Source organism: Streptomyces sp. SP18BB07, from assembly GCF_036322545.1.
Classification (GTDB): Bacteria; Actinomycetota; Actinomycetes; order Streptomycetales; family Streptomycetaceae; genus Streptomyces; species Streptomyces deccanensis.
Window position 1 is genome coordinate 70,202 of record NZ_JAQYWT010000349.1, and the last position, 14,868, is coordinate 85,069.

Here is a 14,868-nt window from a genome sequence, read left to right on the forward strand (position 1 = left end):
AGAGGGGGAAGGCGGAGGAGGCGGAGGCGAGGGAGATGACAGGGCGTCCGGCATGACCGGCGTGGTCGGTGTGACCGGCATGACCCAGGTGACCGGGATGGCAGCACGCCCCCGGCCCCCCGGCCCCGCCCCCGCACGCACAGGCGCACGCCAATCAAGCCGTCGCCGCCCCCGCCCCCGGCGCCACCGTCGCCCCCGACATCGCCAGGGAGTGCAGGAAGGTCATGAGGGTCATCAGGACGTCCCGGCTGGACGCCCGGCGGCGTACGTCGCAGCGGATGATCGGGATCTCCTCGGACAGGTCGAGAGCCTGACGCAGTTCCGCGACGGCGTAACGGGGCGCGTCCGGGAAGTCGTTGACCGCCACGACGAAGGGCACCCCGCGCTCCTCCAGGCGCCCCATGACGTCGAAACTGACCTCCAGCCGACGGGTGTCGACCAGGACGACCGCCCCGAGGGCACCCTCGAACAGGCCGTTCCACAGGAACCAGAAGCGCTCCTGCCCGGGAGTGCCGAACAGATAGAGCACCAGCTCGTCCGTGATGCTGATCCGGCCGAAGTCCATGGCCACGGTGGTGGCCGTCTTGGACTTGGAGCCGAAGTTGTCGTCGACCCCGATGCCGGCCTGGGTCATGGTCTCCTCGGTCGTCAGCGGCCTGATCTCGCTGACGGACCCCACCATGGTCGTCTTGCCGACGCCGAAACCGCCCACGATCACGATCTTCGCCGCGGCCTGTGCGGTGTGCGGCAGATGGTCCTCGGTCCGTGGACCCGTGATGGTGTCAGAGCTTTTGAAGTCCATGCATCACCGCTTCGAGGAGGGAACGGTCTGCCCGCGCCTGCCGGACGACCGGTGCGCGCGCCTGAACCAGTTCGGCCGTCAGCAGCTCGGTGAGCAGGACGGTCACCACGCTGATCGGCAGGTTGAGATAGGCCGAGATCTCGGCCACGGACAGGGGTGCCTGGCACATCCGGAGCAACGCCGACTGCTCCGGAGCGGCGGACGGTGGCGGATCGGCGCGCGCCACGATTAACGTGACGAGGTCGATCGGGGCTCGCTCGCCGTCCGCACCGGTGAGGATGTAGAGCCGCTCGGGCGGGCGACCGCCCGACTCACCGGTGGAGCCCTCACCCTCGGACTGCGAGGACGGCGAGGACGGCGAAGACGGTGAGGTCAACGACGGCGGTGAGGACGGCGGGTGCGGCGGGGACGAGGGCTCGTGCCTGGGTTGGCGCCGCCGGCGTTGCGGAGGCGTCATACGGTCTGCCCGTTCCGCCGGGGCGGACTGGTCAGGTGGGAGCCGATCCGGTCGACGAGGTCGCGCATGCGGTTGCTCATCAGGCCCGGCTCGGCGACCTCGTTGGCGAGCACCGCGAGATAGGCGTTGGCCCCGGCGGCCATCATGTAGAAGTAGCCGCCGTTGATCTCGATGATGACCATCCGCATGTGGCCGTCGCTCTGCGGGATCTCTCCGGCCACGGCGCCGGCCAGGCTCTGCAGTCCCGCGCAGGCGGCGGCGACGCGGTCGGCGGCGTCCGGGTCGCCGCCGTGGCGGGCGATCCGCAGACCGTCGGCGGAGAGCACGACGATCTGCTGGATGCCGGGTACGCCGTCGGCCAGATCCTTCAGCAGCCAGTCGAAATTGGCTCGTTGCTGGATCACTTGAGGTCCCCCTCGTCGTCGGCCTCGGTGCGGGCCGGCTCGGTGTTCGCGGTGAGAGCGGTGGACGCCGTGGAGTCGTCCGGGTTCCGTCGGGCGTTCGGGTCGGGGTCGCCCTTGAGCCCGGCCATGAACGCCTCGACCCACATGCCGGGCGGCGGCAGCTCCTTCTCCGGTTCGGGCTCCGGCTGCCACACGGGGGCGGCGGCCATGGCGGCCTCGGCCGCGGCCTCCGCGGCGGCGGCCTCGGCGTAGCGCTGGCTGAGCGGGATCTTGCTGCGGCTGCGGCGCTGCGGGAGGCCGTTGGCGGTCCACTCGGTGACGACGGGAACGTCGTCCTCCATGTCCCGGCTCATCTCCTCCGCGGAGCTCGGGATCCGCGGTCCGGTGGTCGGGCGCCTGCGCTTGGGCTTGCGGTCGGGGCCCGCCACGCCGCCGTTGTCGATGGTCGTCACGGCGCCGGCGCCGATGCCGTGCGCGAGGCCGGGGGCGGGTTCGTCGGTCAGCAGGTCGCGCGGCACGACGACCACGGCGCGGACGCCGCCGTAGGCGGAGGGCCGCAGCGAGATGTGCATGTTGTACATGGTCGAGAGGCGGCCCACGACGGCGAGGCCGAGACGCGGGGTGTCGCCCATCTCCTGGATGTCCACGCCCTGCTGGGCCTTGGCGAGCATGTCCTCGACCTTGGCGCGGCTCTCCTCGCTGAGGCTGATGCCGCCGTCCTCGATCTCGATGGCGATGCCGGTCTGCACCTCCACGGCGGTGACGTGCACCTTGGTGTGGGGCGGCGAGTAGCGGGTGGCGTTGTCGAGGAGTTCGGCGCAGGCGTGGATGACGGGTTCGACACCGACGCCGTTGACGTTGACCTTGGCGATCGATTCGAGCTCGATGCGGCGGTACTCCAGGATGCGGGACATGGCGCCGCGCAGCACGCTGTAGAGCGGGACGGGCCGGGACCACACACGGCCGGGGCGGCTGCCGCCGAGGACTGCGATGGAGTCGGCGAGGCGGCCGATCAGGGCGGTGCCGTGGTCGATGCGCAGCAGGTCGTCGAAGACCTCGGGGTTGCGCCCGTGGTCCTCCTCCATCTCGCGGAGTTCGTTGTTCTGCTGGTGCACGATCGCCTGGACGCGGCGGGCGATGTTGACGAACGACCGCTGCGAGGAGTCGCGCAGCGCTTCCTCGCGGTCGACGATGGTGAGCAGGGTGCGCAGCAAGTCGCGCTGGGATTCCGGAAGTTCGCGCCACTCGGCGTCACCGTCGACGACGTGACGAATCACCTCTGAGGGGGATTCTCCGGTGCGCAGCCGGTACAGGGCGGCGGGCAGGATCTCCTTGCCCAACCGGATGAATTCCTGGTCGTGGGCGGCGATCCGCTGCTCGAGGAAGGCGGTCCGCCGCTGCTGTTCGGCGCGCAGTTCGCGGACCGTACGGCGGCCGCCGCGCACGGCGACGACGGCGACCGTGAGCAGCAGGAGCGTCGCGACGGCTCCGCACAAGCCGACGGCGAGCCGGGCCGGTCCCGTCACCAGGGAGACGGTGGTCCCGGTCGCCGCGGCCATCAGTATCGCCGGTAGCGGCAGCACGCGCGCGTAGGGAAGTTCACGGCCACCGGGAGGCGATTGAACACTCACCATGTATGCCCTCTAAAGACGGTTCGGCTGATGGTCGGGGGACTTGCGGGGAGTTGCTGGGGGTTGCTCGGGTTCATCCGCGAATCAAACTGGATCTTCGGTATTTTTTGGAACAAGCGCCCGAATACATCTCAACTCGGTGCGCTGCGGGCGAGCTTAGTCCGACCGGATCATCGCTGTGTCATATTCAGCAACCGACTGAAATCACCCTCGCGACAGGAGTACGCTTTGGTCATTTACACGCCGGGTCGTCATTCGTACACACCGAGTAACGAGGAACGGGCGTACGAGAAGAGCCTCTTGACAGGGTGAACCGGCCCCGTGAGCGGACGCGGGAGAGTGGGCTGAAGGCGGCGGGAAGGCCCGTCAGACCCCGGCGATGCGCAGGGCCGCGTCCGCCGTCGCCTCGGCGAAGACGGAGACCGGGCGGTCGGGCTCGGAGCGGTGGACGAGGATGACTCCCTCGATCAGTCCGAAGACGAGATCCGTCCGCAGTTCCAGCTCACTCTTGGCGAGCGTCGCGCCCACGGCCGTGGCGGCGATCAACTGCCGGTAGGCGTCCTTGAGTTCGGCACGTACGGCGTGGAAGCCCGCGAAGCGTTCGGCGCGCACCTCCGGAAGGAGGTAGAGGCCGCCGAGGTTGTGCGGGCCGCCGCAGAGCAGGGCGACGTCGGCGCGGCACAGCTCCCACAGCCGCTCCTCGGCGGGGACGGCGTCCCGGGCGAGGAGGTCACGAGCGCAGACCAGAGACGGCCTGACCGTGGACTCCAGCAGCTCGGCGAGCAACTCCTCCTTGCCGGACACGTAGTGGTACATGGACGCCTGCCGCATGCCGGCACGCTCGGCGACGGCCCGGGTGGTGGTGGCCGCGTACCCCCGCGTCGTGAACAACTCCGCGGCGGCGGCGAGCAGTTCGTCGCGGGGCGACACCCCGGTCTCCGGCCGGCCCCCGGCACGCGGTCGGCCGACCCGCCGCCCGCCTCCGCCACCCGCGCTTCCCATGCGTTCGATCCTCGCACACGGCACCCGGCCACCACTGAAGGGCGGACGCGCTGTTCCCCCGCCCCCGGCCAGGCACGACCATCGTGAGGGGGCGGTAACTGCCCGGCAACGCAAGGGACATGGCGTCGACGCGCCCCGATCCTAATTTCTGTCGCACGACAGAAATACACGCCGCACCCGGAGGTCCCACGATGGCGACATCGACGACGTACGGAGCACGTGATCACGCCCGCGCACAGGAGGGCGCCCGGGCCGAGTCCATGCCCGTGGTACCCGCGAGCGACTGGCCCACCCCGCCCCCCGAGTCCGGCCCCCTCGTCTGGGCGGAGACGGTGGCGGGCGGCAACTACACGCACCGCGTGCTCGCCCGCGGCACCGAGGTCCGGCTGACCGACCTGCGCGGCGACGCGTGCGCGCATCTGCTCCTGCACCACGCCGACCGCCCCTGGGAGCGGCTGAACGTCGCCGACACGGTGAAGGTCCAGTGGAACGCCTACCTCGGCGCGGGCGTCCTGCTCCTGTCCGACCAGGGCCGCGTCCTCGCCTCGGTGGTCGCGGACACCTCCGGCCGCCACGACGCCCTCTGCGGCACCTCCACCCTCGTACGCAACACCGAGCGGTACGGCGACGGCACCCCGCAGTCCCTGTCCCCCGCCGGACGCGAGCTGTTCAAGCTGGCCGCCGCCAAGAACGGCCTCGAACCCCGTGACCTCCCGCCCTCGCTCTCCTTCTTCCAGGGCGTGGCCGTCACCGAGGACGGCACCCTCGACTTCACCGGCTCCGTCGGCCCCGGCGCCGCCGTCACCCTGCGTGCCGAGCAGGACGTGACCGTACTGATCGCCAATGTCCCGCACCCGGCCGACCCCCGCCCCGACTACGTCAGCACCCCGCTCGAGGTGCTGGCCTGGCGTGCCGAGCCGACCCGCCCCGGCGACCCGCTCTGGGACGCCACACCCGAGGGCCGCCGTGCCTTCCTGAACACCGCCGAGTTCCTCGCCGCGAGGGGGATCGCATGAGCACCGCCGCCCCGAGGACGGCCACCGTCCCGGCCCGCGCCGCCTGGTCGTCCGTGATCCGCGCCGGAGAGTCCCTCACCCTCACCGATCTGCACGGCAACCAGGCCGTCGACTTCCTCGTGTACGACGCCCACGACACGGCCGTCCGCTACAGCGCGCCCGACACGATCCACGCCCAGGGCGGCATCTTCCTCACCACCGGCAGTGTGCTGATGTCGAACGAACACACCCCGCTGATGACCGTGACCGCCGACGACGTGGGCCGGCACGACACCGTCGGCGGCGCCTGCTCCAAGGAGTCGAACACCCTGCGGTACGGGCACCACACCTGGTCGCAGCATGCCTGCGTGGACAACTTCCTCGCGGAGGGCGCCAAGCACGGCCTCGGCAAACGCGACCTCGTGTCGAACATCAACTGGTACATGAACGTGCCGGTCGAGAAGGACGGCACCCTCGGCATCGTCGACGGGATCTCCGCACCGGGCCTCGCCCTCACCCTGCGCGCCGAGCGTGACGTGCTGGTCCTGATCTCCAACTGCCCCCAGATCAACAACCCCTGCAACGGTTTCGACCCGACGGCCGTGGAAGTGACGATCACTGGGGAGATCACCGGAGGAGCGACACCCATCGACAGCGTGACGACCCCTGGAGCCGCCACATGACCTTCGACACCCTGCTGGTCGCCAACCGGGGCGAGATCGCCGTCCGGATCATCCGCACCGCCCGCGAACTGGGCCTGCGCACGGTCGCGGTGTACTCCGACGCCGACCGCTCCGCCGCCCACGTCCGGCTCGCCGACGAGGCGGTACGGCTCGGCCCGGCGCCCGCGAGGGAGTCGTACCTCGACGCGGACCTGATCCTCAAGGCCGCCAAGGACACCGGCGCGGGCGCCGTCCACCCCGGGTACGGGTTCCTCTCCGAGGACGCGGACTTCGCGCGCCGCTGCGAGGAGGCGGACCTCGTGTTCGTCGGCCCCACCCCCGACCAACTGGAGCTGTTCGGCGCCAAACACACCGCGCGGGCGGCGGCCGAGGCCGCCGGCGTGCCCCTCCTGCCCGGTACCGACCTGCTCGACTCGCTCGACGAGGCCCTCGTCCACGCCTCGGCCATCGGCTACCCGGTGATGCTCAAGGCCAGCGGCGGAGGCGGCGGTATCGGTATGTCGGCATGTCGATCCGCCGATGAACTCACCGGGGCCTGGGATCGGGTGCGGCGCGTCGCCGCCGCCTCCTTCGCCACGACGTCCTCGTCCGGCGTCTACCTCGAACGCCTCGTCGAAGGGGCCCGCCATGTCGAGGTGCAGGTCTTCGGCGACGGCGACGGTCTGGTCGTCACCTTCGGCGACCGTGACTGCACCCTCCAGCGCCGCAACCAGAAGGTCGTCGAGGAGGCCCCGGCCCCCGGCCTGCCCGACCACGTCCGCGCACGGCTGGCCGCCGCCGCCCGCGACCTGTGCGCGAGCGTCGAGTACCGCTCCGCCGGAACGGTCGAGTTCGTGTACGACGCCGCACGCGAGGAGGCGTACTTCCTGGAGGTCAACACCCGTCTCCAGGTGGAGCATCCGGTCACCGAGGAGATCTACGGCGTCGACCTGGTCGCCTGGATGCTGCGCCTGGCGCGCGGCGACGCCGCCGTCGTCCGGGCCCCCGGTCAGCCGCGCGGCCACGCCGTCGAGGCCCGGCTCTACGCCGAGGACCCCAGCCGTGATCACCGGCCGAGCGCGGGCCTGTTGACCCGGGTCGAGTTCCCGCCGGACGTCCGCGTCGACGGCTGGGCGGAGACGGGCACGGAGGTCACCACGTCGTACGACCCGCTGCTGGCGAAGCTGGTCGCGTACGGTGCCGACCGCGCCCAGGCCCTGCGCCGGCTGGACGAGGCGCTGGCCCGGACCCGGGTCGACGGCATCGAGACCAACCTGGGCCAGCTCCGGGCGGCCCTCACCGACCGGGACTTCCGGCGGGCCACCCACTCCACGGCGACCCTCGCCGCCGTCACCGACCCGACCACCCGTGTCGAGGTCATCACCGGCGGCACCCTCACCACCGTGCAGGACTGGCCCGGCCGCACCGGACACTGGCAGGTCGGCGTCCCGCCCAGCGGCCCCATGGACGACCTGTCCTTCCGCCTCGGCAACCGGGCACTGGGCAACCCCGAGGGCGCCCCGGGCCTCGAATGCACCCTCCAGGGCCCGTCCCTCCGCTTCAGCCACGCCACCACGGTCTGTGTGACAGGCGCCCCCGCCCCGGTGACCGTGGACGGCTCACCGATCGCGCAGTGGGAGCCGGTGACGGTCCCCGCCGGAGCCGTACTGACCGTCGGCGCCCCCACGGAACACGGACTGCGCACCTACGTCCTCTTCGCGGGCGGCGGCCTGGACGTCCCCGCCTTCCTCGGCAGCGCGGCCACCTTCACCCTGGGCCGCTTCGGCGGCCACGGCGGCCGGGCCCTGCGCACCGGCGACGTCCTGCACGGCGGCGCGGCCACGGAACACGCGGCCCCGGTCCCACCGGACGCCCGCCCCTCCTTCCCCGCCTCCTGGCAGGTGGCCGTCCTCGAAGGCCCGCACGCGGCACCGGAGTTCTTCACCGAGCAGGACATCCACGAGTTCTACGCGGCCGACTGGAAGGTCCACTTCAACTCGGCCCGCACCGGCGTACGCCTCATCGGTCCCAAGCCCCGCTGGGCCCGCGCCGACGGCGGCGAGGCGGGCCTGCACCCCTCCAACATCCACGACACCCCGTACTCGGTCGGCGCCGTCGACTACACCGGGGACATGCCGGTCCTGCTGGGCCCCGACGGCCCCTCCCTCGGCGGCTTCGTCTGCCCCGCCACCGTCGTCTCCACCGAACGCTGGAAGCTCGGCCAGCTGCGCCCGGGAGACACCGTCCGCTTCCTCCCGGTCGCCGACGACTCCTCGCCCCGCCCCGCGATCGTCGACGGCGGCGTCCTGGCCCGCGACGACGACGTGACGTACCGCCGCAGCGGCGACGACAACCTGCTGGTCGAGTTCGGACCCATGCAACTCGACCTGGCGCTGCGGATGCGCGTCCACGCCCTGATGGAGACCGTGGCGGAAGCGGACCTCGACGGCGTCACGGACCTCACCCCGGGCATCCGCTCCCTCCAGATCCAGACGAATCCGACACTCCTCCCCCAGCCCGAACTCCTCACCGCCGTACGGCGGATCGTGACAACGCTGCCCTCCGCCGACGAACTGACCGTCCCCTCCCGCACGATCCACCTCCCCCTCTCCTGGGACGACCCGGCGACCCGTGAGGCCATCGCCCGCTACATGGCGGGCGTCCGCGACGACGCGCCCTGGTGCCCCTGGAACATCGAGTTCATCCGCCGCGTCAACGGCCTGGACACGGTGGCCGACGTCCACGACACGGTCTTCGCCGCCGAGTACCTGGTCCTGGGCCTCGGCGACGTCTACCTGGGCGCCCCGGTGGCGACCCCGCTGGACCCCCGCCACCGCCTGGTGACCACGAAGTACAACCCGGCCCGCACCTGGACGGCGGAGAACTCGGTCGGCATCGGCGGCGCCTACCTCTGTGTCTACGGCATGGAAGGGCCCGGCGGTTACCAGTTCGTCGGCCGCACCACCCAGGTGTGGTCCCCGTGGCAGCAGCGCGGCGCCTTCGAGCCCGGCTCCCCCTGGCTGCTCCGCTTCTTCGACCGCATCAAGTGGTACCCGGTGGACGCCGACGAACTGCTGTCCCTCCGCGCGGACATCGTCGCGGGCCGCTTCGTCCCGCACGTGGAGCACGGCACGTTCTCCCTGGCCGAGTACGAGGCCTTCCTCTCCGAACACGCCGACTCCATAGCCGAGTTCAGGACCAGGCAGCAGACCGCCTTCGCGGCGGAGAGGGCGGCCTGGGAGGCGGCCGGCGAGTTCGACAGGCCGGAGACGGTGACGGCCGAACCGGCACCGCCCACCGAGGTCCACGTCCCCGAGGGCGGCCACCTGATCGAGGCCGAGTACACGGCGTCGGTCTGGCAACTGAACGTCCACCCGGGCGACCGCGTGACCCGCGGCCAGCCCCTCCTGACCCTGGAAGCCATGAAGATGGAATCCCACGTCCACAGCCCGATCAACGGCATGGTCACCCACCTCCTGACAACCCCAGGCACCCAGGTGGCCCCGGGCACCCCCCTACTCATCCTGACCGAAGACACGGGTCAGGGACCGACCTGAGGGGCACTGGAAACCCCGCGAGAACCCCCACCCACCTAAGGAGCGCGGGGAACTGCCCGAGATCCCCCACCGGCATAAGGGGCGCGGCGAACCGCGCGAGAACCCCCACCGGCCTAAGGGGCGCGGGGAACTGCGCGAGAACCCCCACCGGCCTAAGGGGCGCGGCGAACCGCGCGAGAACCCCCACCGGCCTAAGGGGCGCGGGGAACTGCGCGAGAACCCCCACCCACCCGCACCTGGGGGTCGAAGGGGCACAGCCCCTGAAGGACGGGACGGGTAGGGGCGGCGGGGGCGAAAAATCCACACGCGCCCCACCCCGCAGCCGATCAGACCCCCTACTGGCTGCCGCCCACCGCACCCCACCGCACCGCACCCCACCCCACCCCCAGGAGCCAAGATGCCCGCCCAGACGCCCCCCTCCCCCACCCTCACCAGAGTCCGCCAGGCCTACACCCGCATCGAAGCCGCCAACCGCCCCGAACTCTGGATCGACCTACGCCCACAGTCCGACACGGAGGCCGAAGCCAAGGCCCTCGACGCCCACCTGGCCGCAGGCGCCCACCTCCCCCTAGCCGGCCACCTGTTCGCCGCGAAGGGCAACATCGACGTCCACGGCCTCCCCACGACCGCCGGCTGCCCGGCATACGCGTACACCCCGGCCACCGACGCCCCCGTCGTCGCCCGCCTCCGCGCGGCCGGCGCCCTCCTCCTCGGCACCACCAACCTCGACCAGTTCGCCACGGGCCTGGTCGGCACCCGCTCCCCGTACGGCGCCGTCCGGAACGCCCACGACCCCACCCGTATCAGTGGCGGCTCCAGTGCCGGCTCGGCCGTGGCGGTGGCGCTCGGCATCGTCGACTTCGCCCTCGGCACCGACACGGCGGGCTCCGGCAGGGTGCCCGCCGCCTTCAACGGCATCGTCGGCCTGAAGCCCACCCGGGGCCTGGTCCCCACCACGGGCGTGGTTCCGGCCTGCGCCTCGATCGACTGCGTCACGGTGTTCGCCCGCACCCTCCCGGAGGCGGAACAGGCCCTCGCCCACATGGCCTCCCCACCCGACCGCGCCCTCCCGCCCCTCTCCCCGCGCGCCCCGGGCCCCTGGCGCGTCGCGGTCCCCCCGCGCGAGCAGCTGGGCGAACTGGACGAGGGCTGGGCGGAGGCGTACGAGGCGACGGTGACGCGTCTGAGGGCCACGGGAGCGGACGTACGCCTTCTCGACCTCACCCCCTTCACCGAGGCGGCGGCCATGCTCTACCAGGGCGCGTTCGTGGCCGAGCGCTACACGGCGGTCGGCGCCTTCGTCGACAAGGCGATCGCGGACGGCGTGGACTCCCTGGACCCCACGGTCGCCGGCATCATCACCCGGGCCCGAGACATCCCGGCGCACAGGCTCTTCGCCGACCAGGACCACCTGGCCGGCCTACGCACCCGCGCGCTCGCCGAACTGGCCGACGCGGACGCCCTGTTGCTGCCGACGACTCCGGGCCACCCGACGCTCGCCGAGGTAGCCGCCGACCCGCTGGGCGCCAACGCGCGCCTCGGCCGTTTCACCAACTCCACGAACCTCTTCGACCTGGCGGCGGTGGCCGTCCCCGCGGGCGAGGTGAACGGCCTCCCGTTCGGCGTCATGCTGATCGGCCCGGCCTTCACGGACGACCGTCTGGCCCGCCTCGCCGCTCTCCTCCAGCCGGAGGCCCGACTGGCGGTCGTGGGCGCCCATCTCTCGGACCAGCCCCTGAACCCCCAACTCCTGTCCCTGGGCGCCCGGCTGGAGCGCACCACCACGACAGCCCCCGTCTACCGCCTGCACGCGCTGCGCACGACCCCGCCGAAGCCGGGCCTGGTCCACGTGGGCGAGGGCGGCGCCCCCATCGAGACCGAGATCTGGCGCCTCCCGGCAGAAGGCCTGGGCCGCCTCCTGACCACCCTCCCCCGCCCCATGACCCTGGGCACCGTACAACTCTCCGACGGCACCCAAACCCCAGGCTTCCTGTGCGAGCCGACAGCCCTCCACAACACCGAGGACATCACGCACCACGGCAGCTGGCGCACCTACCTGACCCACAACGCAACCAACCCGACCTAACCCCAAGCGGCGCAGGAACCCACCCCAGAACCCACACAGGTCCAAGCGGAAACTACGCCAGGACCCCACAGGTCCGAGCGTCGCGAGGACCCCCACGGATCTAGGGGCACGGGAAACCACACCAGAACCCCCACGGATCTAGGGGCACGGGAAACCACACCAGAACCCCCACGGATCTAGGGGCGCGGGGAACTGCGCGAGAACCCCCACTCACCCGCACCCACCCACGAACCCCAGCCCACCCCCACCCCAGGCGAACCCACCCCCACCCCAGGCGAACCCACCCCACCGCAGCCGAACTCTCCGGTCACCCCACCGACGAGTAAGCCACAACCCCCCGCAGCACCCCATCCACCGCCTTACGCGCACTCTTCCCCACCGTCGACCCAGCCGGCGCCGCCGCCGAGATCTGCCCCAGCACATCGATCACCTGCTTGCACCACCGCACGAAGTCCCCCGCCGGCATCTCCGCCTCCCGCAACACCTCGTCGAGCCCCGCCCCCGACGCCCACATATACGCGGCCCAGGCGAAACCGAGATCCGGCTCCCGCTGCCCGACCCCTTCGCTCTGCGTGATCCGGAACTCCTCCTCCAGCCCGTCCAGCCGCCCCCAGATCCGCACCATCTCCCCGAGCGCGGCCTTCGCGTTCCCGGACGGCAGCTTCGGCGCCATCGCGTCGTCCCCGACACGCGCCTCGTACACCAGCGCCGAGACACACGCCGCGAGCTCCGCCGGCCCGAGCCCCTCCCACACACCCGCCCGCAGACACTCACTGGCGAGCAGATCCAGCTCGCCGTACAGCCGGGCGAGCCGCTTGCCGTGCTCGGTGACCTCGTCACCCCGCAGATAGTCCAGCTCGGTCAGCAGCGCGACGATCCGGTCGAAGGTCCGCGCGATCGTGTTCGTGCGGCCCTCGATACGCCGCTCCAGCTGCGCGGTGTCCCGCTTGAGCCGGTGGTACCGCTCGGCCCACCGCGCGTGGTCCTCCCGCTCGTCGCAACCGTGGCACGGGTGCGCCCGCAACTCGGCGCGCAGCCGGGCGATCTCACGGTCGTCCGCGGCGGCGGCCCGCCGCTTGCGGTGCCGGTCCGGCACCAGATGCCCGGCCTTGGTGCGCAGTGCCGACGCCAGATCCCGGCGCGACTGCGGCGAACGCGGGTTGAAGGACTTCGGGATCCGCATCCGCTCCAGCGCTTCCACCGGCACGGGGAAGTCCATCGACGCCAGCCGCTTGACCTGCCGCTCGGCGGTCAGCACCAGCGGGCGCGGCCCGTCGTGGTGCTCGAACCCCCGGTGACCGTTGGACCGCCCGGCGGGCAGCCCGGGGTCCAGCACCAGCGCGAGCCCGGCGTACTTGCCCGTCGGCACGTGGATGACGTCCCCGGGCTTCAGCTTCTCCAACGCGACGGCGGCCTCGGCGCGCCGCTGCGCGGCCCCCTGCTTGGCCAGCTCCGTCTCGCGGTCCTTGAGCTCCCGCCTGAGGCGCGCGTACTCGTCGAAGTCCCCGAGGTGGCAGGTCATGGACTCCTGGTAGCCCTCCAGACCCTCCTCGTTGCGCTGCACCTGCCGGGAGATCCCGACGACGGACTTGTCGGCCTGGAACTGCGCGAACGAGGTCTCCAGCAGCTCCCGCGAGCGGTGCCGCCCGAACTGTTCGACCAGGTTGACCGCCATGTTGTACGACGGCTTGAAGCTGGAGCGCAGCGGATACGTACGGGTGCCCGCGAGTCCGGCGAGGTGGTCGGGGTTCATGCCCCGCTGCCACAGCACCACCGCGTGGCCCTCGACGTCGATGCCGCGCCGGCCCGCACGCCCCGTCAGCTGGGTGTACTCACCGGGGGTGATGTCGGCGTGCTGCTCGCCGTTCCACTTGACGAGCTTCTCCAACACCACCGAGCGGGCGGGCATGTTGATGCCGAGCGCGAGGGTCTCGGTGGCGAACACGGCCTTGACCAGGCCGCGTACGAAGAGTTCCTCGACGACCTCCTTGAACGTCGGCAGCATGCCCGCGTGGTGGGCCGCGATACCGCGCTCCAGCCCCTCCAACCACTCGTAGTAGCCGAGGACATGGAGGTCCTCGCGGGGAATGGAGGCAGTGCGCTCCTCGACGAGGCTGCGCACCTTGTGCCGGGACTCTTCGTCGTTCAGCCGGAGGCCCGCGTACAGGCACTGCTGGACGGCGGCCTCACAGGCGGCGCGGCTGAAGATGAAGGTGATGGCGGGCAACAGGCCTTCAGAGTCGAGCCGTTCGATGACTTCGGGCCGGCTCGGGATCCAGATCCTCGACCGCTGTCTGCGCTCGCGCTCCCGGTCGGCCTCGCGCATGGAGCGGCCGCGACGGCGGTCCTGGAAGGAAGGCCGGCTGGCCTCCATCCGCGCCATCCTGGTCAGGTCCGGGTTGACGGCCTTCTTGTTGCCCTCGCCCTCCTCGAACAGGTCGTACATCCGGCGTCCGGCGAGCACGTGCTGGAACAGCGGCACCGGCCTGTGCTCGGAGACGATCACGTCGGTGTCGCCGCGCACGGTGTCCAGCCAGTCGCCGAACTCCTCCGCGTTCGACACGGTGGCCGAGAGGGAGACGAGGGTGACCGACTCGGGAAGGTGGATGATCACCTCTTCCCACACCGCGCCCCGGAAGCGGTCGGAGAGGTAGTGCACCTCGTCCATCACCACGTACCCGAGGCCGAGGAGGGTCTGGGAACCCGCGTACAGCATGTTCCGCAGGACCTCGGTGGTCATCACGACCACGGGGGCGTCGGAGTTGACGCTGTTGTCACCGGTGAGCAGACCGACCTTGTCGGCGCCGTAACGGCGGCACAGGTCCGCGTACTTCTGGTTCGACAGGGCCTTGATGGGTGTCGTGTAGAAGCACTTCTTGCCCTGTCCCAGGGCGAGATGGACGGCGAACTCGCCGACGATCGTCTTGCCCGAGCCGGTGGGGGCGGCCACCAGGACGCCCTTGCCCGCCTCCAGTGCCTGGCAGGCCTCGATCTGGAAGGGATCGAGACCGAAGTCGTACATCTCGCGGAAGGAGGCGAGCGCGGTGGCCTGCTCGACAGCGCGCCTACGTGCTGCCGCATACCGCTCGGCCGGTGAGAGATCCTCTGTCATCGTGCTTTCGAGCGTACCGGGCCCCACTGACAACAGGACGATCATTATCCGGATCGGATCCTGTTAAACCTGGGATAAAGCGCAGCTCACGCCGCGCGCCCCGGGAAGAATGCGCACGGGGGCCTACCGATAGCGGTAGGCCCCCGTCGGCGTTCCAAGC

10 protein-coding genes are annotated in these 14,868 nt (G+C 71.3%); 4 read left to right on the forward strand and 6 right to left on the reverse strand.

The genetic code is table 11. The annotated features are described in order from the left end of the window. Positions 1-154 precede the first annotated feature (154 nt). The 5 genes from PUR53_RS34550 to PUR53_RS34570 form a co-directional block, all read right to left on the reverse strand. Positions 155-802, reverse strand: a complete 648-nt coding sequence (locus tag PUR53_RS34550; RefSeq protein WP_329897688.1) for a GTP-binding protein — start codon at positions 800-802, stop codon at positions 155-157. Further along, positions 783-1,259, reverse strand: a complete 477-nt coding sequence (locus PUR53_RS34555; RefSeq protein ID WP_329897687.1) for a DUF742 domain-containing protein — start codon at positions 1,257-1,259, stop codon at positions 783-785. Before PUR53_RS34555 ends, PUR53_RS34550 begins: the two co-directional genes overlap by 20 nt. Next, on the reverse strand, positions 1,256-1,663 hold the full coding sequence (locus PUR53_RS34560) for a roadblock/LC7 domain-containing protein (protein ID WP_033531682.1): 408 nt from the start codon (positions 1,661-1,663) through the stop codon (positions 1,256-1,258). Before PUR53_RS34560 ends, PUR53_RS34555 begins: the two co-directional genes overlap by 4 nt. After that, complete coding sequence (locus tag PUR53_RS34565) at positions 1,660-3,297, reverse strand: sensor histidine kinase (protein ID WP_329897686.1); 1,638 nt, start codon at positions 3,295-3,297, stop codon at positions 1,660-1,662. The genes PUR53_RS34560 and PUR53_RS34565 overlap by 4 nt, the downstream gene beginning before the upstream one ends. A 363-nt stretch (positions 3,298-3,660) precedes the next feature. Further along, on the reverse strand, positions 3,661-4,296 hold the full coding sequence (locus PUR53_RS34570; protein WP_329910842.1) for a TetR/AcrR family transcriptional regulator: 636 nt from the start codon (positions 4,294-4,296) through the stop codon (positions 3,661-3,663). Between the two features lie 191 nt (positions 4,297-4,487). Between PUR53_RS34570 and PUR53_RS34575 the strand changes: the two genes are divergently transcribed. The 4 genes from PUR53_RS34575 (at position 4,488) to atzF (ending at position 11,596) form a co-directional block, all read left to right on the forward strand. Continuing rightward, positions 4,488-5,312 carry an urea amidolyase associated protein UAAP1 gene (locus PUR53_RS34575; protein ID WP_329910843.1) on the forward strand — a complete coding sequence of 275 codons (825 nt, stop codon included), beginning with the start codon at positions 4,488-4,490 and terminating at the stop codon, positions 5,310-5,312. After that, the gene (locus PUR53_RS34580; protein WP_329897683.1) at positions 5,309-5,974 is read left to right on the forward strand and encodes an urea amidolyase associated protein UAAP2; all 666 of its coding nucleotides are present in this window, start codon (positions 5,309-5,311) and stop codon (positions 5,972-5,974) included. Before PUR53_RS34575 ends, PUR53_RS34580 begins: the two co-directional genes overlap by 4 nt. Further along, positions 5,971-9,510 carry a 5-oxoprolinase/urea amidolyase family protein gene (locus tag PUR53_RS34585; RefSeq protein WP_329910844.1) on the forward strand — a complete coding sequence of 1,180 codons (3,540 nt, stop codon included), beginning with the start codon at positions 5,971-5,973 and terminating at the stop codon, positions 9,508-9,510. The genes PUR53_RS34580 and PUR53_RS34585 overlap by 4 nt, the downstream gene beginning before the upstream one ends. A 397-nt stretch (positions 9,511-9,907) precedes the next feature. Next, positions 9,908-11,596 carry an allophanate hydrolase gene (gene atzF, locus PUR53_RS34590; RefSeq protein WP_329910845.1) on the forward strand — a complete coding sequence of 563 codons (1,689 nt, stop codon included), beginning with the start codon at positions 9,908-9,910 and terminating at the stop codon, positions 11,594-11,596. A 307-nt stretch (positions 11,597-11,903) separates the two neighbouring features. Here atzF and PUR53_RS34595 read toward each other — a convergent pair whose 3' ends face one another. After that, positions 11,904-14,753: a DEAD/DEAH box helicase gene (locus PUR53_RS34595; RefSeq protein ID WP_329910846.1), complete on the reverse strand. Its 2,850-nt coding sequence runs from the start codon at positions 14,751-14,753 to the stop codon at positions 11,904-11,906. Between the last annotated feature and the right edge of the window lie 115 nt (positions 14,754-14,868).

Excerpts from the sequence above, each read along its gene's own strand:
- PUR53_RS34595 (WP_329910846.1), bottom strand. The coding sequence starts at position 14,753 with ATGATCGTCCTGTTGTCAGTGGGGCCCGGTACGCTCGAAAGCACGATG.
- PUR53_RS34585 (WP_329910844.1), top strand. The coding sequence starts at position 5,971 with ATGACCTTCGACACCCTGCTGGTCGCCAACCGGGGCGAGATCGCCGTC.
- PUR53_RS34570 (WP_329910842.1), bottom strand. The coding sequence starts at position 4,296 with ATGGGAAGCGCGGGTGGCGGAGGCGGGCGGCGGGTCGGCCGACCGCGT.
- PUR53_RS34555 (WP_329897687.1), bottom strand. The coding sequence starts at position 1,259 with ATGACGCCTCCGCAACGCCGGCGGCGCCAACCCAGGCACGAGCCCTCG.
- PUR53_RS34550 (WP_329897688.1), bottom strand. The coding sequence starts at position 802 with ATGGACTTCAAAAGCTCTGACACCATCACGGGTCCACGGACCGAGGAC.
- atzF (WP_329910845.1), top strand. The coding sequence starts at position 9,908 with ATGCCCGCCCAGACGCCCCCCTCCCCCACCCTCACCAGAGTCCGCCAG.
- PUR53_RS34575 (WP_329910843.1), top strand. The coding sequence starts at position 4,488 with ATGGCGACATCGACGACGTACGGAGCACGTGATCACGCCCGCGCACAG.
- PUR53_RS34565 (WP_329897686.1), bottom strand. The coding sequence starts at position 3,297 with ATGGTGAGTGTTCAATCGCCTCCCGGTGGCCGTGAACTTCCCTACGCG.
- PUR53_RS34580 (WP_329897683.1), top strand. The coding sequence starts at position 5,309 with ATGAGCACCGCCGCCCCGAGGACGGCCACCGTCCCGGCCCGCGCCGCC.